The organism is Stutzerimonas tianxiuensis (assembly GCF_053470365.1).
The window spans coordinates 20,691-40,683 of record NZ_JBPVWS010000020.1; the positions used below are offsets into that span (position 1 = coordinate 20,691).

Annotated in this window: 18 protein-coding genes and 1 other RNA gene; 18 read left to right on the top strand and 1 reads right to left on the bottom strand. The window is 60.4% G+C overall.

Going from position 1 to position 19,993, the window contains the following annotated elements:
* Positions 1-2 precede the first annotated feature (2 nt).
* The 18 genes from rsmI (at position 3) to lpxC (ending at position 19,366) form a co-directional block, all read left to right on the top strand.
* Positions 3-878, top strand: a complete 876-nt coding sequence (gene rsmI / locus ACSSNI_RS19975; protein ID WP_448260059.1) for a 16S rRNA (cytidine(1402)-2'-O)-methyltransferase — start codon at positions 3-5, stop codon at positions 876-878.
* Positions 879-973: 95 nt separating this feature from the next.
* Positions 974-1,332: RNase P RNA component class A (rnpB, locus tag ACSSNI_RS19980), an RNA gene on the top strand.
* A gap of 291 nt (positions 1,333-1,623) precedes the next feature.
* Positions 1,624-2,079 carry a division/cell wall cluster transcriptional repressor MraZ gene (gene mraZ, locus ACSSNI_RS19985; RefSeq protein ID WP_159967262.1) on the top strand — a complete coding sequence of 152 codons (456 nt, stop codon included), beginning with the start codon at positions 1,624-1,626 and terminating at the stop codon, positions 2,077-2,079.
* Positions 2,076-3,023, top strand: coding sequence for a 16S rRNA (cytosine(1402)-N(4))-methyltransferase RsmH (rsmH, locus tag ACSSNI_RS19990; protein ID WP_448260062.1), 948 nt, complete (start codon positions 2,076-2,078; stop codon positions 3,021-3,023). Before mraZ ends, rsmH begins: the two co-directional genes overlap by 4 nt.
* A 17-nt stretch (positions 3,024-3,040) precedes the next feature.
* Complete coding sequence (ftsL, locus tag ACSSNI_RS19995; protein ID WP_200637112.1) at positions 3,041-3,310, top strand: cell division protein FtsL; 270 nt, start codon at positions 3,041-3,043, stop codon at positions 3,308-3,310.
* Positions 3,307-5,037 carry a peptidoglycan D,D-transpeptidase FtsI family protein gene (locus ACSSNI_RS20000; RefSeq protein ID WP_448260064.1) on the top strand — a complete coding sequence of 577 codons (1,731 nt, stop codon included), beginning with the start codon at positions 3,307-3,309 and terminating at the stop codon, positions 5,035-5,037. The genes ftsL and ACSSNI_RS20000 overlap by 4 nt, the downstream gene beginning before the upstream one ends.
* Positions 5,037-6,500, top strand: a complete 1,464-nt coding sequence (locus tag ACSSNI_RS20005) for a UDP-N-acetylmuramoyl-L-alanyl-D-glutamate--2,6-diaminopimelate ligase (protein WP_448260066.1) — start codon at positions 5,037-5,039, stop codon at positions 6,498-6,500. Before ACSSNI_RS20000 ends, ACSSNI_RS20005 begins: the two co-directional genes overlap by 1 nt.
* Complete coding sequence (locus tag ACSSNI_RS20010) at positions 6,493-7,869, top strand: UDP-N-acetylmuramoyl-tripeptide--D-alanyl-D-alanine ligase (protein WP_448260068.1); 1,377 nt, start codon at positions 6,493-6,495, stop codon at positions 7,867-7,869. The genes ACSSNI_RS20005 and ACSSNI_RS20010 overlap by 8 nt, the downstream gene beginning before the upstream one ends.
* Complete coding sequence (gene mraY / locus ACSSNI_RS20015; protein ID WP_148925072.1) at positions 7,869-8,951, top strand: phospho-N-acetylmuramoyl-pentapeptide-transferase; 1,083 nt, start codon at positions 7,869-7,871, stop codon at positions 8,949-8,951. The genes ACSSNI_RS20010 and mraY overlap by 1 nt, the downstream gene beginning before the upstream one ends.
* Before the next feature lie 6 nt (positions 8,952-8,957).
* A complete protein-coding gene (gene murD / locus ACSSNI_RS20020) occupies positions 8,958-10,301 on the top strand; it encodes a UDP-N-acetylmuramoyl-L-alanine--D-glutamate ligase (RefSeq protein WP_159967267.1) in 1,344 nt (447 codons plus the stop codon).
* Positions 10,301-11,533 carry a putative lipid II flippase FtsW gene (gene ftsW, locus ACSSNI_RS20025; protein ID WP_448260070.1) on the top strand — a complete coding sequence of 411 codons (1,233 nt, stop codon included), beginning with the start codon at positions 10,301-10,303 and terminating at the stop codon, positions 11,531-11,533. Before murD ends, ftsW begins: the two co-directional genes overlap by 1 nt.
* Positions 11,523-12,593, top strand: coding sequence for an undecaprenyldiphospho-muramoylpentapeptide beta-N-acetylglucosaminyltransferase (gene murG / locus ACSSNI_RS20030; RefSeq protein WP_448260072.1), 1,071 nt, complete (start codon positions 11,523-11,525; stop codon positions 12,591-12,593). Before ftsW ends, murG begins: the two co-directional genes overlap by 11 nt.
* Positions 12,586-14,046: a UDP-N-acetylmuramate--L-alanine ligase gene (murC, locus tag ACSSNI_RS20035; RefSeq protein ID WP_448260074.1), complete on the top strand. Its 1,461-nt coding sequence runs from the start codon at positions 12,586-12,588 to the stop codon at positions 14,044-14,046. Before murG ends, murC begins: the two co-directional genes overlap by 8 nt.
* Positions 14,043-14,987 carry a D-alanine--D-alanine ligase gene (locus ACSSNI_RS20040; RefSeq protein ID WP_102836828.1) on the top strand — a complete coding sequence of 315 codons (945 nt, stop codon included), beginning with the start codon at positions 14,043-14,045 and terminating at the stop codon, positions 14,985-14,987. Before murC ends, ACSSNI_RS20040 begins: the two co-directional genes overlap by 4 nt.
* Before the next feature lie 3 nt (positions 14,988-14,990).
* Positions 14,991-15,848, top strand: a complete 858-nt coding sequence (locus ACSSNI_RS20045) for a cell division protein FtsQ/DivIB (protein WP_102836827.1) — start codon at positions 14,991-14,993, stop codon at positions 15,846-15,848.
* Positions 15,849-15,860: 12 nt separating this feature from the next.
* Positions 15,861-17,108, top strand: coding sequence for a cell division protein FtsA (ftsA, locus tag ACSSNI_RS20050; protein ID WP_148925065.1), 1,248 nt, complete (start codon positions 15,861-15,863; stop codon positions 17,106-17,108).
* 47 nt (positions 17,109-17,155) lie between these two features.
* Entirely contained in the window at positions 17,156-18,343 is a 1,188-nt protein-coding gene (gene ftsZ, locus ACSSNI_RS20055; protein WP_448260077.1) for a cell division protein FtsZ, read from the top strand.
* Positions 18,344-18,454: 111 nt separating this feature from the next.
* The gene (lpxC, locus tag ACSSNI_RS20060) at positions 18,455-19,366 is read left to right on the top strand and encodes a UDP-3-O-acyl-N-acetylglucosamine deacetylase (protein ID WP_102836824.1); all 912 of its coding nucleotides are present in this window, start codon (positions 18,455-18,457) and stop codon (positions 19,364-19,366) included.
* 82 nt (positions 19,367-19,448) lie between these two features.
* Here the strand turns inward: lpxC and ACSSNI_RS20065 are convergent, their stop codons facing one another.
* Positions 19,449-19,982, bottom strand: a complete 534-nt coding sequence (locus tag ACSSNI_RS20065) for a ferritin-like domain-containing protein (protein WP_102836823.1) — start codon at positions 19,980-19,982, stop codon at positions 19,449-19,451.
* Between the last annotated feature and the right edge of the window lie 11 nt (positions 19,983-19,993).

Here is a 19,993-nt window from a genome sequence, read left to right on the forward strand (position 1 = left end):
CTGTGACTGCGACAGGTGATGTGAATTCCGCGGTGGGTACGCTCTACGTAGTCGCCACGCCAATCGGCAACCTCGAAGATATCAGTGCGCGGGCTTTGCGCGTCCTATCCGAGGTAACGCTGATCGCCGCGGAGGACACTCGTCATTCGTCTCGGCTGCTGCAGCACTTCGGTATCAGTACGCCGTTGGCGGCGTGCCATGAACATAACGAGCGAGATGAGGGTGGACGCTTCATCAGGCGACTACTGGCCGGTGACGATGTGGCGCTGATCTCCGATGCAGGTACGCCACTGATATCCGACCCTGGCTACCACCTTGTTCGCCAATCGCGTGCAGCAGGGGTGCGTGTCGTTCCGTTGCCTGGCGCCTGCGCGCTTATCGCGGCACTGTGCGCTGCGGGTCTGCCGTCTGATCGATTCATCTTCGAGGGCTTTTTGCCTGCTAAGCAGGTCGCGCGTCTTGCTCGTCTGGAGCACTTACGGGATGAGCCGCGTACGCTGATTTTCTATGAGGCGCCGCATCGAATCCTTGCTGCGCTGGCTGATCTTGAGGCTGTGTTCGGTCCCGATCGGCTAGCTGTGCTGGGGCGCGAGTTGACTAAAACCTTCGAGACACTGAAGGGGCTTCCATTGGGCGAACTGCGCGCTTGGGTTGAATCAGATACCAATCAGCAGCGCGGCGAGTGCGTGCTTGTGGTGGGCGGTTGGCAAGCGCCGAACGAGGATGACACAGTCGATGCGAATGCCCGGCGGGTGTTGAGTCTGCTATTGGCCGAACTGCCGGTTAAGCGTGCCGCGGCGCTTGCCTCGGAGATCACGGGCGTCAGGAAAAACCTGCTGTATCAACTCGCATTACAGGAAAAGGATGCGAGCCAATAAAGCTGTCGGATGATTGGCGGAGTGGTTCTGCCGCTTCGGTCGCGGGCTACCCGCAGCTTGCAGCTCTCGCTGTATGCAAGTACTCTGACCGCCGGAGAGTCGATCGGACAGTCGCTGTCTCTTTTTGTTCCGCAAGAAGGGGGGGAGGAAAGTCCGGGCTCCATAGGGCGAAGTGCCAGGTAACGCCTGGGAGGCGTGAGCCTACGGAAAGTGCCACAGAAAATAACCGCCTAAGCGCTTCGGTGCCGGTAAGGGTGAAAAGGTGTGGTAAGAGCGCACCGCACGGCTGGCAACAGTCCGTGGCTAGGTAAACCCCACTTGGAGCAAGACCAAATAGGGATCCATTGGCGTGGCCCGCGCTGGATCCGGGTAGGTTGCTAGAGGCAGTCAGTGATGGCTGTCGTAGAGGAATGACTGTCCTCGACAGAACCCGGCTTACAGATCGACTCTCCGAATTTTCTCGAAACATCCCTCCTGTTTAGACCAAAAAATTCTTGCTCTTCATAAAGTACTTTAACTTCGAAGTGCAGGCTTTTGCGTTTGCTGAATATCTCTATTCGCTATTCCTTACGGTTTACCGTTTATCTCCGTTTCGCTTGCTAAATTCCCGTCACATAAGGGTTTTTCCCGTCCGGCGTACCTTGACGGTGGGGCTGCTGCATTTCTATAGTGCGCACAAGTGGTAGAAAGTGGAATGAAGTGGGTATTTATGGGCATGGATAGCTAAAACAGGGGAAGCGCAGCCGTGTTTCGCGGAGCAAACGCCATCAGTCTCGATGCCAAAGGCCGGCTAGCGATGCCAAGCCGGTACCGTGACGAGCTCGTTTTGCGTTGCGAGGGCCAGCTGATCATCACCATCGATGCTGTGGATCGATGCCTGGGAATTTACCCATTGCCTGAGTGGGAGCTGATCGAAGCCAAGCTTCGTGAGTTGCCTTCTTTAAGAGAAGAAAGTCGCCGACTGCAGCGTTTGCTCATCGGAAATGCGGTTGATCTGGAAATGGACGGCAATGGTCGTGTTCTGGTGCCGCCGCGTTTGCGTGAATACGCCGGGCTGGACAAGCGGGCCATGCTGGTCGGTCAGCTGAACAAGTTCAGCTTGTGGAACGAGGACGACTGGAACGCACAAGCAGATGCGGACCTGGCGGCCATCAAACAACCCGGTGCTTTGCCGGAAGAACTGCGTGATCTAATCCTGTGAGCCCGACCAGCAACTATAACCATGTCACCGTTTTGCTCGACGAGGCCGTCGCGGCCCTTGCCGTGCGTCCGAACGGTCGCTATCTGGATGGGACCTTCGGTCGCGGCGGACATAGCCGCCTGCTGCTACGGCAGCTTGGGCCTGATGGCTGTTTGCTAGGATTCGACAAAGACCCGCTAGCAATCGCTACGGGGCAAGCACTGGCGGCCGAGGATGGCCGCTTTGTCGTTGTGCAGAGAAGTTTCGCAGAGCTTGGCGTGGAGCTTGAACAGCGCGGCTGGACCGGCACGTTGAGCGGTGTACTGCTGGATCTTGGGGTATCTTCGCCGCAGCTGGACGATCCCGAGCGCGGCTTCAGCTTTCTGAACGATGGCCCTCTCGATATGCGCATGGACCCCAGTCGAGGGGTCAGTGCTGCTGAGTGGATTGCAACCGCCCACGAAGACGATATCTCCAGAGTATTCCGGGAATACGGCGAAGAGCGCTTTGCCAAGCGCATGGCTCGTGCCGTGGTGCAGCGTCGTGCGGTGCAGCCTTTTGAGCGTACGGCTGATCTCGCACAAGTCATTACGGTGGCCAACCCCGCTTGGGAGAAAGGCAAGAACCCCGCCACACGGGCCTTCCAGGGGTTGCGCATTTTTATCAATAACGAACTAGGCGACTTGGAAGCAGGGCTCGAGGCCGCTCTCGAGGGGCTCGATGTGGGGGGGCGGCTGGTGGTGATCAGCTTTCACTCGCTGGAAGACCGCATCGTCAAACAGTTCATGCGTCGGCATGCAAAAGGCGAGGCCGACACGCTCCCGCGTGACCTGCCGATCATTCCTGAAAAATTCGTGCCTCGGCTGAAGCTGCTGGGCAAACCGCAATACGCGTCCACCGAAGAGGTCAAGGCGAACCCGCGTTCGCGCAGCGCCGTGATGCGTGTGGCGGAGAAGTTGCGGTGACCCAGCTGCGTCGCGCCATGCCCAACGGCAGCCTGCTGATGCTGGTGCTGTTTATTGCCGTGCTGTTGTCGGCAATTGGCGTCGCCTATAGCGCGCACTGGAACCGGCAGTTACTCAATGAGCTTTACGGTGAGCTCAGTGTGCGCGACAAGGCGCAGGCTGAATGGGGGCGTCTAATTCTTGAGCAGAGCACCTGGACTGCTCACAGCCGGATCGAGACCTTGGCTTCCGAGCAGTTGAAGATGCACATCCCTGAAGCGGCAGCTGTCAGGCTGGTGGCACCATGAAGCTTCAGGGCGCGCTCTATCCGTGGCGTTTTCGCATCGTGCTGGCTCTGCTGGCATTGATGGTTGGCGCCATTGCATGGCGCATCGTTGATCTGCAGGTACTGGATCAGGGGTTTCTGAAGGGCCAGGGAGATGCGCGCAGCGTGCGCCACATTCCAATCCCCGCGCATCGTGGACTCATGACCGATCGTCACGGCGAGCCCCTGGCTGTGAGTACCCCAGTCACTACGCTTTGGGCGAACCCGCGCGAAATGCAAAGCGCACAGGCTCGCTGGCCCGAACTGGCTGAGGCGCTGGGGCAGGACCCCGCCGGATTGCAGCAGCGCCTCAAGGCGCAGGCCGAGCGAGAGTTCATGTACCTGGTGCGCGGTCTGACCCCTGAGCAGGGGCAGCGGGTTCTGGATCTGGATATACCGGGCGTTTACGCGCAAGAGGAATTTCGCCGTTTCTACCCCGCCGGTGAGGTGGCCGCTCACGTGGTCGGCTTTACCGATATCGACGACCACGGGCGTGAAGGTATGGAACTCGCCTACAACGAATGGTTGGCCGGTGTACCGGGTAAGCGGCAGGTGTTGAAGGACCGTCGCGGCCGTTTGATCAAGGATGTTCAGGTGGTCAAGAACGCCAAGGCCGGCAAGGCGCTTGCTCTGTCCCTTGACCTGCGTCTGCAGTATCTGGCGCATCGCGAGCTGCGTAACGCGCTGTTGGAGTTTGGCGCCAAGGCTGGCAGCTTGGTCGTGCTCGACGTGAAAACGGGCGAAGTGCTGGCCATGGTCAATCAGCCAACCTATAACCCGAACAATCGCCGAAATCTGCAGCCAGCGGCGATGCGTAACCGGGCCATGACGGACCTGTTCGAGCCGGGTTCGACGATGAAACCCATCTCTATGAGCGCGGCTCTCGAAACAGGACGTTGGAAGCCCAGCGACCTGGTCGAGGTGTGGCCGGGATCGCTGCGCATCGGTCGCTACACGATCCGTGACGTTTCCAGAACCGAAGGGCGTGAGCTTAGCCTGACGGGCATTCTCATCAATTCTTCCAACGTCGGAATGAGCAAGGTCGCCTTCGATATCGGCGGCGCTGCAATTCATGAGGTCATGCGCAAGATCGGTTTCGGCCAGGACACCGGCTTGGGCTTCCCAGGCGAGCGAGTCGGCAATCTTCCTACCCACCGCGAATGGCGCCAGGCCGAAACTGCCACGCTTTCGTATGGCTATGGCCTGTCGGTGACCGCTGTGCAATTGGCTCACGCCTATGGCGCACTGGCCAATGACGGGCGCCTGGTGCCGATGTCATTGATCCGGGTGGACCACAAGCCGGAAGGCGTGGAAGTGGTGTCGCCGGAAGTGGCCAAAACCCTTCAGGGCATGCTTCAGGAAGTGATCGAAGCCCCGCGTGGCGTATTCCGTGCCCAGGTGCCGGGTTATCACGTGGCGGGCAAGAGCGGTACCGCGCGCAAGGCCTCGGCTAACAGTCGCGGCTATCAGGAAAATGCCTATCGGTCGATGTTCGCCGGTTTCGGGCCGATGCGAGATCCACGCATCGCCATCGCAGTGGTCATCGACGAGCCCAGCAAGAGCGGCTATTACGGCGGCCTGGTATCGGCCCCCGTGTTCAGTCGCGTGATGTCCGGCGCGCTGCGTCTGATGAATGTTGCTCCTGACAATCTTCCTCCGGAGGACGTCAAGACCGCCGACGCTGACAAGACCAAGGGAGGGCGTATCTGATGCCGATGCCGCTGAATCAGTTACTGCCTCAAGCTGCCAGCGATACCCTCATTCGAGAGCTGACGCTGGACAGCCGCAAGGTCCGCCCAGGCGATCTGTTTCTGGCTGTGCCCGGTTATCAGCAAGACGGCCGCGTGCACATTGCAGATGCGATTGCCCACGGCGCAGCCGCTATCGCCTACGAAGCCGAAGGGGCTGCGAAAATGACCGCGGCTAGCGCTGAGCTGGTCCCGGTTCGCAACCTGGCGGGACAGCTTTCAGCTATTGCCGGGCGGTTCTACGGTGAACCAAGCCGCGGTCTGCATCTGGTCGGCGTGACCGGAACCAATGGCAAGACCAGCGTGACCTACCTGATTGCCCAAGCTCTGGACCGCTTGGGTGAGCGTTGCGGGATCATCGGCACCCTCGGGACCGGCTTTCACGGCGAGTTGGTCCTTGGTCAGCACACCACACCTGATGCCATCGGCGTACAGGCCAATCTGGCGAGCCTGCGGAAGCAGGGCGCGCGCGCTGTTGCGATGGAGGTGTCCTCGCATGGGCTGGCGCAGGGCCGGGTTGCCGCGCTCGCGTTCGATGTGGCGGTGTTCACAAATCTGTCCCGAGACCACCTCGACTATCACGGTTCCATGGAAGCCTACGGCGAGGTCAAGGCACAGCTATTCAATATGCCGGGGCTCGGGTGTCGGGTGATCAATCTGGACGACGCGCTGGGCCGATCGCTCGCGCAAGAGCACCCGGGATCGCGCTTGATCACTTATAGCCTGGAAGATGCCTCGGCTTACCTCTACTGCCCAGAGGCGCGGCTGGACGACAGCGGAATCCACGCGCGGCTGGTGACCCCGCAAGGGGAGCGCTCGCTGCGTAGCCCGCTACTCGGCCGGTTCAATGTCAGCAATGTGCTTGCGGCGGTGGGCGCCTTGCTGGGCATGAATTACGCGCTCGACGAAGTTTTAGCAGTGCTGCAGGAGATTGATGGCCCCGCCGGCCGCATGCAGCGGCTAGGTGGAGGCGATCGCCCGTTGGTGGTGGTCGATTACGCTCATACGCCGGATGCGCTTGAAAAGGTTCTTGTCGCTCTACGCCCGCATGCCCGCGGTAAGTTGCTGTGCCTGTTCGGCTGCGGTGGTGATCGAGACCGTGGCAAGCGCTCGCTGATGGCTCAGGTTGCCGAGCGTTTGGCGGACCGCGTCATAGTCACCGATGACAACCCGCGCCATGAAGATCCGCAGCAGATCCTCGATGAGATCCGTGCAGGTTTCAGCGCACCCGAACAAGCGCTATTTGTGCCAGGGCGCGCCGCGGCCATTACCCGCTGTATCGAGAGCGCCAGCATTGATGATGTGGTGTTGCTGGCCGGCAAGGGGCATGAGGACTACCAGGAAATAAAGGGCGAGCGTCTGCCATTCTCCGATCTCGAGCAGGCCTCGACGGCCCTGGCTGCCTGGAGGGGTTCCCATGCTTGAAGCCAAGCGTCTTAGCGATCTGGTCGAGCCATTGTCAGCCAAGCTGATCAATGCCGATGCAACCTTTAGCTCTGTCAGCACCGACAGCCGCGCAATCGAGCCGGGGCAGCTTTTCATTGCGCTCACCGGGCCTCGCTTCGACGGGCATGCCTACCTCGCGGAGGTTGCGGCCAAGGGCGCTGTCGCCGCTTTGGTCGAGCGCCATGTGCCAGAGGTTTCATTACCTCAGCTTGTTGTTGCCGATAGCCGTGTCGCCCTCGGTCAGCTGGGAGCGCTCAATCGCGACGCTTTCACCGGTCCGGTCGCGGCGATCACCGGCTCCAGCGGCAAGACCAGCGTCAAGGAACTGCTTGCCAGCATCCTGCGCGCTGCCTATGGCGATGATGCGGTTCTCGCCACACGCGGCAATCTCAACAACGATTTGGGCGCACCGCTCACGCTGCTGGAGTTAGGCCCTCAGCATAAGGCTGCGGTGATTGAGCTAGGTGCTTCACGCGTTGGCGAAATCGCCTATACCGTCAGCCTGACTCGGCCGGATGTCAGCTTGATTACCAACGCGGGCACGGCTCATGTTGGCGAATTCGGTGGGCCGGAAAAAATCGTCGAGGCCAAGGGCGAGATTCTCGATGGTCTCGGCGCCAAAGGCGTCGCCGTGCTCAATCGTGACGACCGCGCCTATTCGGTGTGGGAGCGCCGAGTGGCAGGCAAGCGAGTAGTGAGCTTTGCCGTCACGAGCCCGCTGGCCGATTTTCACCCCGCTTCGATTGCTTACGATCTTCGCGGCTGTCCCAATTTCGTCCTGACCGGCCCGACCGGGTCTGTGCGTGTCCAATTGAATCTCCTCGGCCGCCATAGCGTGGCCAATGCGCTGGCCGCCGCTGCGGCCGCCAGGGCGCTGGGCGTTGCCGCAGAGCATATCGTCGCCGGGCTTGAAAGCTTGCAGCCCGTGAAGGGCCGAGGCGTTGCGCAGATGCTGAGCAACGGCGTTCGCCTGATAGACGACACCTACAACGCCAACCCTGCGTCCATCTGTGCCGCCATCGATGTGCTGGCCGGCTTTGCTGGCCGCACGGTGCTGGTGCTGGGCGACATGGGGGAGCTGGGCTCCTGGGCCGAGCAGGGCCACCGCGAAGTCGGCAGTTACGCCCGGGGCAAAGTGGACACTTTGTTCGCGGTCGGACCGCTCATGAAGCATGCGGTGGAGGCCTTCGGTCATGGCGCGCGCCATTTCGCCGATCAGCAGAGCCTGATCGAGTCGCTGCGTCTGGAGCAGGGCAATGCGACCACCATTTTGATCAAGGGATCACGGAGCGCAGCGATGGATAACGTCATCGCTGCACTTTCCGCGTCCGGCATGGAGAAACATTGATGCTGCTGCTACTCGCCGAGTACCTGCAACAGTTCCACACGGGCTTCGCAGTCTTTCAGTACCTGTCCCTGCGTGGGATTCTCGGCGTACTGACCGCGCTGGTGTTGTCGCTGTGGCTGGGTCCCTGGTTGATCCGTACGCTGCAGCTGCGTCAGATCGGTCAGGCGGTACGAACTGACGGCCCGCAAACGCATCTGTCGAAATCCGGCACGCCGACCATGGGTGGCGCCCTGATCCTCAGCGCAATCGCCATCAGCACCTTGCTTTGGGCCGATCTGTCCAATCGCTATGTGTGGGTGGTGCTCGCCGTGACCCTGCTGTTCGGTGCAATTGGTTGGGTTGATGACTACCGCAAGGTGATCGAAAAGAACTCCCGGGGTTTGCCAAGCCGTTGGAAATATTTCTGGCAATCCGTCTTCGGCCTTGGTGCTGCGATCTTTCTTTACCTGACCGCGCAGACACCGGTCGAAACCACGTTGATCCTCCCGCTGCTGAAGAACATCGAAATTCCGCTGGGGATCGGCTTCATCGTCCTGACCTATTTCGTCATCGTCGGCTCCAGCAATGCAGTGAACCTCACCGATGGGCTGGATGGCTTGGCAATAATGCCGACGGTGATGGTGGGCGGTGGTCTGGGCATCTTCTGCTACCTGTCGGGCAACGTGAATTTTGCCGATTACCTGCTGATTCCATACATCCCCGGAGCCGGCGAGCTGATCGTGTTCTGCGGTGCGCTGATCGGTGCCGGGCTCGGCTTTCTCTGGTTCAACACCTATCCAGCCCAGGTCTTCATGGGTGATGTGGGCGCGCTGGCGCTTGGCGCGGCCCTTGGCACCATTGCCGTGATCGTCCGCCAGGAAGTCGTGCTGTTCATCATGGGCGGGATATTCGTGATGGAAACCCTGTCGGTGATGATCCAGGTCGCCTCATTCAAGCTGACCGGCAAGCGGGTGTTCCGCATGGCTCCGATTCATCACCACTTCGAACTCAAGGGCTGGCCAGAGCCCCGCGTGATCGTGCGCTTCTGGATCATCACGGTGATCCTTGTGTTGGTTGGTCTTGCCACATTGAAGTTGAGGTAACGAAGAGTGCTCATCGCTTCCGATCAGTTCCGCATCGTCGTAGGTCTCGGCAAGAGCGGCATGTCCTTGGTTCGCCATCTGGCCAGCCGCGGTGTGCCGTTTGCCGTCGCCGACACGCGCGCGAACCCCCCGGAGTTGGCCACTCTGAAAGCGCAGTACCCGAATATCGAGGTTCATTGTGGAGAGCTCGATCCCCAGTTCCTCTGCCGCGCCAGCGAGCTGTTGGTAAGCCCGGGCCTGCCGATCAGCATGCCCGCATTGCAGGCAGCCGCTGCTAACGGAGTGAAGCTGTCCGGAGATATCGAGCTGTTCGCGCGTGAAGCCAAGGCGCCAATCGTGGCAATCACTGGGTCTAACGCGAAAAGCACTGTGACGAGTCTGGTCGGCGAGATGGCTGCTGCGGCCGGGCGCAAAGTGGCGGTTGGCGGAAACCTGGGAACGCCGGCCCTGGATCTGCTCAACGACGATGTCGAGCTCTACGTCCTCGAACTGTCGAGCTTCCAGCTGGAAATAACCGATCAGCTGAATGCGGAGGTCGCCACCTGCCTGAACATCAGTGAAGATCACATGGATCGTTATGATGGGCTGCCTGCCTACCATCAGTCTAAGCACCGCATTTTTCGGGGTGCTCGGCAGGTTGTAGTCAATCGTGACGACCGCCTTAGCCGCCCGCTGGTTGCCGACGACCTTCCAACTTGGTCCTTCGGCCTCGGCAAGCCCGATTTCAAGGGCTTCGGACTGTTCGAAGAAAGCGGGGAGAAGTACCTCGCTTTCCAGTTCGACGCTCTGATGCCGGCCAACCAGCTGAAGATGCGTGGGGCTCACAACCAGTCCAATGCGCTGGCCGCCCTGGCGCTCGGGCATGCCGTGGGTCTTCCGTTCGAGCCGATGCTCGCCACCTTGCGCAACTTTGCCGGGCTCGCCCATCGCTGCCAGTGGGTGGCGGAGCGCAAAGGCGTGACCTACTACGACGATTCGAAGGCAACCAACGTCGGTGCTGCCCTCGCAGCAATCGATGGGCTGGGTAGCGATATCACCGGTGAATTGGTGCTCATCGCCGGCGGCGATGGCAAGGGTGCGGATTTCTCAGCCTTGCACAGTCCGGTCTCTCATCAGTGCCGCGCGGTCGTCTTGCTTGGCCGCGATGCCGAACAACTGGCGGCGGCGCTTGATGGCGCTGCGCCGATCCACCGCGTTCAGACGCTTCAGGACGCTGTTCAGCTGGCAGCCAAACTGGCCCAATCCGGCGATGCGGTATTGCTCTCGCCGGCCTGTGCAAGCCTGGACATGTTCGAGAATTTCGAAGACCGCGGACGTCAGTTCGCCGCTGCGGTGGGGGCGCTGAGCTGATGATCGCTTTCCTGCGCAGCGCACCGTCACCTCTGTTCAGTCGACGCGGCCTCGACCTCGATTTCCCTATGCTCGCCGGCTGTCTGGCACTGCTAGGCCTCGGATTGGTGATGATCACCTCGGCTTCTTCGGAAGTCGCGGCCGTGAATGCCGATAATCCGATGTACTACATGATCCGCCATCTGGTTTACGTCCTGCTCGGTATTGGCGCGGCGGCATTGGTGCTTCTGGTGCCGCTGTCCGTCTGGCAGCGGCTGGACTGGATGCTGCTGATTGCTGCGTTCGTGCTGTTGATTCTGGTGCTGATTCCCGGCATTGGGCGGGAGGTGAACGGCTCGATGCGCTGGATCGGCTTCGGTGCCTTCAACGTACAGCCGTCGGAACTGGCCAAGCTGTTCGTTGTGGTCTATCTCGCCGGTTATCTGGTGCGCCGCCAGCAAGAGGTGCGTGAAAGCCTATGGGGCTTCCTCAAGCCGTTTCTTGTATTGCTTCCAATGGCCATGTTGCTCCTGCTCGAGCCGGACTTCGGTGCGACTGTGGTGGTGATGGGCGCGGCAGTTGCCATGCTGTTCCTGGGCGGCGTCGGCCTGGTTCGATTCAGCTTGCTAGTTCTGCTCGCTGTCGGCGCGGTCTTCGTGCTGGTACAGACGCAGGAGTACCGACTGCAGCGGTTGATTACCTTCACCGATCCCTGGGCTGATCAGTACGGCGCCGGCTATCAGTTGACTCAGGCTCTGATCGCTTTTGGGCGTGGTGAATGGCTGGGTGTCGGGCTTGGCAACAGCGTCCAGAAGCAGTTCTACCTGCCTGAAGCGCACACCGATTTCGTCTTTTCCGTGCTCGCCGAAGAGCTGGGCATGGTGGGTGCGCTGCTGACCATCCTTCTATTCGCATTCGTCGGTGTCCGCGCGCTGTACATCGGGCTTGCGGCGGAGCGAGCACGCCAGTTCTTTGCTGCATATATAGCCTGGGGCGTTGCGTTCCTCTGGCTCGGTCAGTTCCTGATCAATGTTGGTGTGAACATCGGACTGTTACCAACCAAAGGCCTGACCTTACCGTTCCTGAGTTATGGCGGCAGCTCGCTGGTGGTGACCTGCGCCAGTATGGCCTTGCTGCTGCGCATCGAGTGGGAAAGCCGCACGGTACTGGGCAGCGAAGATGCCGAGTTCAGCGAGGACGATTTTGCCGAAACGTCTGTGCCCCAAAGCAAGGGGGTCGTGCATGGCCGGTAACGTCTTGATCATGGCCGGCGGAACCGGGGGGCATGTCTTCCCGGCGCTGGCCTGCGCGCACGAGTTCCAGAGTCGCGGTTATAGCGTGCACTGGCTGGGTACGCCGCGAGGCATCGAAAATGAGGTGGTTCCTGCGGCTGGATTGCCGCTGCACCTGATTCAGGTGAGCGGGCTGCGCGGTAAAGGTTTCGCTTCCTTGCTGAAGGCTCCGTTCCAGTTGCTGCGCTCGCTGGGTCAGGCCCGCCGGGTGATTCGTACCCTCCAGCCGGTCTGCGTGCTTGGGCTTGGTGGCTATGTGACGGGGCCTGGCGGTCTCGCCGCGAAGCTGGCCGGAACGCCTTTGATCATTCACGAGCAAAACGCTGTCGCTGGAACTGCCAATCGCAGCCTGGTGCCGTTCGCGCAGCGCGTCTGCGAGGCGTTTCCGAATACCTTCGCCGCAAGCGACAAGCGGCGAACCACCGGCAATCCGGTGCGTCATGAGCTGTTTCTCGAAACGCCGAGACAGACCTTGCTTGGCCGCCGCCCCCGGCTGCTGGTATTAGGCGGCAGTCTGGGTGCTGAGCCGCTGAACAAGCTGTTGCCGGAAGCGCTTGGTCAACTGCCTGGCGATCTGCGTCCCGAGGTGTTCCATCAGGCCGGCAAGCAGCACGCCGAAATTACGCGAGAGCGTTATGTGACGGCAGGTGTCGACGCTGAGGTTGCGTCCTTCATCAAGGACATGGCTCGGGCCTATGCCTGGGCCGACCTGGTCATCTGTCGCTCCGGCGCCTTGACGGTGTGCGAGCTGGCGGCTGCCGGCTTGCCTTCGTTTCTAGTGCCGCTGCCCCACGCAATCGACGACCACCAAACCCGTAATGCCGAATATCTGGCGAAGGAAGGCGCAGCCGTTCTTCTCCCTCAAGCAACGACCGATGCTGCAGCGCTGGCCGCGCAGTTGACCGAGGTAATGATGCAGCCGGAAAAACTCAAGGCCATGGGAGCCACGGCACGTCGTCTGGCTCGGCCGGACGCTACCCGAACCGTCGTCGATATCTGTCTGGAGGTGGCCCATGGCTAAATCCCCAGCGGCGGTCAAGGCAGAAGTAAGGCGCATGCGTCGCATCCGCCGGATTCACTTCGTCGGAGTGGGTGGCGTTGGCATGTGTGGCATCGCCGAAGTCCTGTTGAACCTCGGCTACGACGTGTCCGGCTCGGATCTCAAAACCTCGGCCAGCACCGAGCGCCTGGAAAATTTCGGCGCACAGATTTACATCGGCCATCAGGCTGGAAACGTCGCCGGGGCGGACGTGCTGGTGGTGTCCAGCGCGGTAAACGCGTCCAACCCGGAGGTCGCGTTTGCCCTCGAGCAGCGGATACCGGTGGTGCCTCGCGCCGAGATGCTTGCCGAACTGATGCGCTACCGTCATGGCATCGCCGTGGCAGGCACCCATGGCAAGACCACCACCACCAGCTTGCTGGCTTCGGTGTTCGCTGCGGGTGGGCTAGATCCAACCTTTGTTATCGGCGGCCGCCTGACTGCAGCCGGCACCAATGCTCAGCTGGGTTCCAGTCGGTATCTGATTGCCGAGGCCGATGAAAGTGACGCCAGCTTCCTGCACCTGCAGCCGATGGTCGCGGTCGTCACCAACATCGACGCCGATCACATGAGCACCTACGGCGGCGATTTCGGCAAGCTGAAGAAGACCTTTGTCGAGTTCCTGCACAACCTGCCGTTCTACGGGCTGGCGGTGCTCTGTGTCGACGATCCGGTCGTGCGCGAAATCATTCCACAGGTAGGGCGCCCGATCACCACCTACGGTATGCATGAAGATGCCGATGTCAGGGCCATCAATGTTTGCCAGGAAGGGATGCGCACCTATTTCACGGTGCTGCGCGATGGCTTCGACGCGCTCGATGTGTCGGTCAACATGCCGGGCAACCATAACGTCCTCAACGCCCTGGCAACAATCGCCATCGCCACCGACGAAGGGATCGACGACGAGGCGATCGTTCTGGGCTTGTCTCAGTTCGGCGGGGTCGGCCGGCGCTTTCAGGTTTACGGAGAACTACCGGTTGAAGACGGCAGCGTGATGCTCGTTGACGACTACGGTCATCACCCGCGTGAAGTGGCCGCTGTGATCCAGGCTGTCCGAGGGGGGTGGCCCGATCGCCGCTTGGTCATGGTCTATCAACCCCATCGGTTCAGCCGAACCCGTGATCTGTACGACGACTTCGTACAGGTGCTGAACGATGCGAATGTTTTGCTCTTGATGGAAGTCTATCCAGCCGGCGAGGAGCCCATTCCAGGTGCTGACAGCCGCCATCTTTGCCACAGCATCCGTCAACGCGGCCAGCTCGACCCGATCTATATCGACCGCGGCGTCGATTTGGCTCCGCTGGTCAAACCCCTGCTACGACCGGGCGACATCCTGCTTTGTCAGGGCGCCGGCGACATCGGCGGGCTAGCCCCGCAACTCATCAATAGTCCCCTGTTTGCTGGCGCTGTAAGCGCCACGAGGAAGAGCGAATGACGGCCCTCCAATCGACCCGCGACCCCCAGGCATTCGGCCGGGTCGCCGTGCTCTACGGCGGCAAGAGCGCCGAGCGCGAGGTGTCGCTGAAATCTGGAGCGGCAGTGCTCGCGGCCCTGCAATCGGCTGGCGTTGATGCGTTCGGTATCGATGTTGATGATCAGCTGTTGACTCGGTTGAGCAGCGAACGGATTGATCGCGCCTTTATCGTGCTGCATGGGCGTGGCGGTGAAGACGGCAGCATGCAAGGTCTGCTCGAGTGTGCCGGTATCCCTTATACCGGTAGCGGCATCCTTGCATCGGCTCTGGCCATGGACAAGCTGCGTACCAAGCAGGTTTGGCAGAGCCTTGGCCTACCGACTCCGCGGCACGCCGTTCTGGCGAGCGAGGCCGATTGTCGGGCCGCAGCTGATGGTTTGGGTTTCCCGCTGATCGTCAAGCCAGCGCATGAGGGCTCCAGCATCGGGATGGCCAAAGTCGCAGGTATCGATGAGCTGATTGCGGCCTGGCGCGCCGCGAGTCTCTACGACTCGCAGGTGCTGGTCGAACAGTGGATCCAGGGTCCGGAGTTCACGATTGCCACATTGCGCGGCAAGGTGCTTCCACCGATTGGTCTGGGCACGCCGCACACTTTCTACGACTACGACGCCAAGTATGTCGCCAACGACACCCAGTACCGGATTCCCTGTGGGCTGGACGCTGCAAAAGAACAGGAATTGAAGGACCTGTCCGCCCGTGCCTGTGAAGCCGTGGGCATTCAGGGCTGGGCGCGTGTCGACGTCATGCAGGACAACAGCGGCGCTTTCTGGCTGTTGGAGGTGAACACCGTTCCAGGCATGACTGACCACAGCCTGGTGCCGATGGCCGCGCGGGCAGCAGGGCTGGACTTCCAGCAGTTGGTCCTCGCGATTCTGGATGCCAGCATGGCGACGGGGAACTGATCGATGATCACCACGCTGCGTCACTCTCAACCCGCTACCGGCCGTGCTTCACGCAAGCCGGCACAGCGGGGCGCGAGCCGCCTGGTGCAGCGCGAGCCGCTTTCGGCGCGCTTGCCACGGCCGAGTCTGGGTTCGCTCAAGCGTGCCCTGTGGCCGGTACTGCTCGCGGGGCTTGCCGTGGGGCTTTACCAGCTGGGTGACCAGCTCGCGCCCTATGCCGATCGGCCGATCGCCAAAGTGAGCGTTCGGGGTGAACTGACCTATGTCGATCAGCAGGCGGTACAAGCACGCATGGCGCCATTCGTCGAAGCCAGCTTCTTCAAGGTTGATCTCGACGCTTTGCGTCACGACCTTGAACAGATGCCTTGGATAGCCCATGTCGAAGCGCGCCGAATCTGGCCGGATGAAGTCATGGTGCGTCTAGACGAGCAGCTGCCGATCGCTCGCTGGGGTGACGAATCGCTGCTGAACAATAACGGTCAGGCCTTCGCGCCAGACAATCTGACTCGGTATGAACACTTGCCGCAGTTGTATGGTCCGAAGCGGGCCCAGCAACGGGTGATGCAGCAGTACCAGGTGCTCAGCCAGATGCTGCGGCCACTCGGTTTTTCCATCGCTCGCCTGGAACTGCGGGCGAGGGGCAGCTGGTTTGTGACGACCGGGCAGGGCGTCGAGTTGCTGTTGGGACGGGACCAGATAATCGAAAAAATGCGGCGCTTCACTGCCATTTACCAGCAAGAGCTGGCGCAGGAGAGCGACAAAATTGCGCGGATCGACCTTCGCTACGCCAATGGCCTCGCCGTTGCGTGGCGGGAGCCGAGCCCGACCACGACGGATGAAGCCGTCGTTGCGAAGAATTGAGGAATGAAACACATGTCTAGCGTGCAAAGCGGCAAGATGATCGTCGGTCTCGATATCGGCACCTCGAAGGTGGTGGCGCTGGTCGGCGAAGTGACTCCGGATGGCGAGTTGGAGATTGTCGGGATCGGCACGCATCCGTCGCGTGGCTTGAAAAAGGGCGTAGTGGTCAATATTGAGTCCACCGTTCAGTCGATCCAGCGTGCCGTTGAAGAGGCACAGCTGATGGCAGGCTGCCGCATTCACTCGGCATTCGTCGGCTTGGCCGGCAACCATATCCGCAGCCTGAACTCGCACGGGATTGTCGCCATCCGCGACCGTGAAGTCAGCACTGCCGACCTCGAACGTGTGCTAGATGCTGCCCAGGCCGTAGCTATTCCGGCAGATCAGCGTGTGCTGCACACGTTGCCGCAGGACTATGTGATCGACAACCAGGAAGGCGTTCGCGAACCGCTAGGCATGTCCGGGGTGCGCCTGGAAGCCAAGGTTCACGTCGTAACCTGTGCAGTCAATGCCGCGCAGAATATTGAAAAGTGCGTACGCCGTTGTGGTCTTGAGGTTGACGACATCATCCTCGAGCAGCTGGCCTCGGCGCATGCCGTATTGACTGATGACGAGAAAGAGTTGGGCGTCTGCCTGGTAGATATCGGTGGCGGGACGACCGACATCTGCATCTTCACCGAAGGCGCTATCCGGCATACCGCCGTTATCCCGATTGCGGGCGATCAGGTCACCAACGACATCGCCATGGCGCTGCGCACTCCGACTCAGTACGCGGAGGAGATCAAGATTCGGTACGCCTGCGCGCTGGCCAAGTTGGCCGGCCCCGGCGAGACCATCAAGGTACCGAGCGTCGGAGATCGCCCGCCGCGGGAACTCTCGCGTCAGGCACTGGCCGAAGTCGTGGAGCCGCGTTATGACGAGCTCTTTACCTTGATTCAGGCCGAGCTGCGTCGCAGCGGCTATGAGGATCTGGTTCCGGCAGGGATCGTCCTTACAGGCGGTACAGCGAAGATGGAAGGTGCCGTCGAGCTCGCCGAGGAGATCTTCCACATGCCGGTGCGCCTTGGCGTACCGCATAGCGTCAACGGACTCGCGGACGTGGTCCGCAATCCCATCTATTCAACGGGCGTGGGCCTGCTGCTCTACGGGATGCGTAAGCAGACCGAGGGCACCTCCATGTCCGGTCTCGGCAACTTTGCCGAAGAACCCAAGACGTCTGTCGTGGACCGGCTCAAGAGCTGGATCCAGGGCAATTTCTGAGCAGTGCGGCTGTACCTAAAACTAGAAAGCTGGAAGGAGAGAGGGAAATGTTCGAACTCGTAGATCATACCCCGCAAAATGCAGTGATTAAGGTCATTGGCGTAGGCGGAGGCGGCGGAAACGCTGTCAATCACATGGTGCGCAACAGCGTTGAAGGCGTGGAATTCATCTGCGCTAACACCGATGCTCAGGCGCTGAAGAAAATCGAAGCGCGGACCGTACTGCAGTTGGGTTCCGCCATTACCAAGGGCTTGGGTGCAGGCACCAATCCCGATATCGGCCGCCAGGCTGCGATGGATGACCGTGAGCGTATCGCCGAGGTGCTGCAGGGCGCCGACATGGTATTCATCACTACCGGTATGGGTGGTGGTACCGGCACTGGCGCAGCGCCAGTCATTGCTTCGGTGGCCAAGGAAATGGGCATTCTCACTGTTGCAGTGGTGACCCGCCCGTTCCCATTCGAAGGGCGCCGCCGCATGCAGGTCGCCGACGAAGGTATCCGTCAGCTGTCCGAGTGCGTCGACTCGCTGATCACTATCCCGAACGAAAAGCTGCTGACCATCCTCGGCAAGGATGCAAGCCTGCTTTCTGCGTTCGCCAAAGCTGACGACGTGTTGACCGGCGCCGTGCGCGGTATCTCTGACATCATGCAGCGTCCGGGCCTGATGAACGTCGACTTTGCAGACGTCAAAACCGTCATGGGCGAGATGGGCATGGCCATGATGGGGACTGGTTGTGCTACTGGCCCGAACCGCGCTCGCGAGGCTACCGAAGCGGCGATCCGCAACCCACTGCTGGAAGACGTCAACCTACAGGGTGCGCGTGGCATTCTGGTCAATATTACCGCTGGTCTGGATCTTTCCCTGGGCGAGTACGCTGCGGTGGGCGAGATCATCGAGGCGTTCGCGTCCGACGAGGCGACGGTGAAGGTGGGTGCCGTAATCGACCCAGACATGCTCGATGAGCTACACGTGACGGTTGTGGCGACTGGTCTCGGCCCGCGCAACGAGAAACCGGTCAAGGTTGTAGACAACACTCTGCAGGCCGCAGCCGTAGCGCCGCAGCCCGCTCCAGCAGCGCGTCAGGACCAAGCGGCCGTAAACTATCGCGACCTGGACCGCCCGACCGTGATGCGTAATCAGGCTCACGCGACGGCTACTGCAGCGAAGATGAATCCACAGGAAGATCTGGATTATTTGGATATTCCTGCGTTTCTGCGCCGTCAGGCTGATTGATTGGATGTATCAGGACTATCGGGGTGATTGGTATTCAGCAAAGTGGGGTTCTGCTATGATCGCCACCTTTGTTGGAAACCATTCGCAACAGCGCACTAGCGAAAACGAGCCATGATCAGACAACGCACCTTAAAGAACATCATTCGCGCCACAGGCGTCGGCCTGCATTCGGGGGAAAAGGTTTACCTGACCCTGAAGCCGGCTCCCGTGGACACCGGAATCGTGTTCTGTCGCACCGATCTCAACCCACCTGTGCAGATAGCCGCACGGGCCGAGAACGTTGGCGAGACGACCATGTCGACTACGCTGGTCAGCGGTGACGTCAAAGTCGATACGGTTGAGCACTTGCTCTCGGCGATGGCTGGGCTAGGCATCGATAACGCCTACGTCGAGCTTTCCGCTTCGGAAGTGCCAATCATGGACGGTAGTGCTGGTCCCTTCGTATTCCTGATTCAATCGGCCGGACTGCAGGAGCAGGACGCCCCCAAGAAGTTCATCCGAATCATCCGCGAGGTTTCGGTGGAGGACGGCGACAAGCGCGCCACGTTCCTGCCATTCGAAGGCTTCAAGGTGAGTTTCGAGATCGATTTCGACCATCCGGTGTTCCGCGGTCGTACCCAGACCGCCAGCGTGGATTTTTCAAGTACTTCCTTCGTCAAGGAAGTCAGTCGTGCTCGAACCTTTGGTTTTATGCGTGACATTGAATTCCTCCGCTCGCACAACCTGGCCCTGGGTGGGAGCGTCGAAAACGCCATCGTGGTCGATGAAGACCATGTGCTCAACGAAGACGGCCTGCGTTATGAGGACGAGTTCGTGAAGCACAAGATTCTCGATGCAATCGGTGATCTTTACTTGCTGGGCACCAGCCTGATCGGCGAATTCCGCGGCTTTAAATCCGGACATGCTTTGAACAACCGTCTGCTACGCACCCTAATGGATCAGAAGGATGCGTGGGAAATGGTCACATTCGAAGAGTCCCAGACCGCACCGATCTCCTACATGCGCCCGGCAGCAGCCGGCTGAGCTGTACTCTCTTTCCTTTTTTTGAGGCCACCTTTGGGTGGCCTTTTTTTTTAACGACAATGCTGCTGGCTGAGTGACCTTGTCAGTTCATACCGTCCAGTAAGCCAGCCAGATCGTCGGCGTGCTCTTCTTCCTGTGCAAGGATGTCCTCGAAGATGCGCCGTGTTGTCGGGTCTTTATCGCCAATGTATTGGACGATTTCTCGATAGCTGTCGATAGCTATCCGTTCGGCCACTAGGTTCTCGAATACCATGTCGCGCAGTCCGTTACCCTCTGCATATTGCGCGTGAGCGCGCTCGGTGAGGCTGTCGGGATTGAAATCCGGAGCGCCACCAAGTTGCACGATACGTTCGGCCAAACGGTCAGCATGTTCCTGTTCTTCGTTGGCGTGCTCAAGAAACTCGTCGGCGGCAACGCTCGATTTGAGGCCAGTGGCCATGTAGTAGTGGCGCTTGTAGCGTAGGTAGCAGACCAGTTCGGTCGCCAGCGCCTCATTGAGCAGATTGATCACCGTCTCGCGATCCGCCGAATAGCTTTCCGTCACCGCGCCGTTTTCGACATGCTGGCGCGCGCGCTCACGCAAAGTATGTTTGTCGCTCAATTGCACATAACTCATCACGGTCTCCT

Bases quoted from the DNA above. Each gene is read 5' to 3' on its own strand.
- ftsL (WP_200637112.1), top strand. From the start codon at position 3,041: ATGCCCAACGGCAGCCTGCTGATGCTGGTGCTGTTTATTGCCGTGCTG.
- ACSSNI_RS20000 (WP_448260064.1), top strand. From the start codon at position 3,307: ATGAAGCTTCAGGGCGCGCTCTATCCGTGGCGTTTTCGCATCGTGCTG.
- ACSSNI_RS20005 (WP_448260066.1), top strand. From the start codon at position 5,037: ATGCCGATGCCGCTGAATCAGTTACTGCCTCAAGCTGCCAGCGATACC.
- ACSSNI_RS20010 (WP_448260068.1), top strand. From the start codon at position 6,493: ATGCTTGAAGCCAAGCGTCTTAGCGATCTGGTCGAGCCATTGTCAGCC.
- mraY (WP_148925072.1), top strand. From the start codon at position 7,869: ATGCTGCTGCTACTCGCCGAGTACCTGCAACAGTTCCACACGGGCTTC.
- ftsW (WP_448260070.1), top strand. From the start codon at position 10,301: ATGATCGCTTTCCTGCGCAGCGCACCGTCACCTCTGTTCAGTCGACGC.
- murG (WP_448260072.1), top strand. From the start codon at position 11,523: ATGGCCGGTAACGTCTTGATCATGGCCGGCGGAACCGGGGGGCATGTC.
- murC (WP_448260074.1), top strand. From the start codon at position 12,586: ATGGCTAAATCCCCAGCGGCGGTCAAGGCAGAAGTAAGGCGCATGCGT.
- ACSSNI_RS20040 (WP_102836828.1), top strand. From the start codon at position 14,043: ATGACGGCCCTCCAATCGACCCGCGACCCCCAGGCATTCGGCCGGGTC.
- ACSSNI_RS20045 (WP_102836827.1), top strand. From the start codon at position 14,991: ATGATCACCACGCTGCGTCACTCTCAACCCGCTACCGGCCGTGCTTCA.
- ftsA (WP_148925065.1), top strand. From the start codon at position 15,861: ATGTCTAGCGTGCAAAGCGGCAAGATGATCGTCGGTCTCGATATCGGC.
- ftsZ (WP_448260077.1), top strand. From the start codon at position 17,156: ATGTTCGAACTCGTAGATCATACCCCGCAAAATGCAGTGATTAAGGTC.
- lpxC (WP_102836824.1), top strand. From the start codon at position 18,455: ATGATCAGACAACGCACCTTAAAGAACATCATTCGCGCCACAGGCGTC.
- ACSSNI_RS20065 (WP_102836823.1), bottom strand. From the start codon at position 19,982: ATGAGTTATGTGCAATTGAGCGACAAACATACTTTGCGTGAGCGCGCG.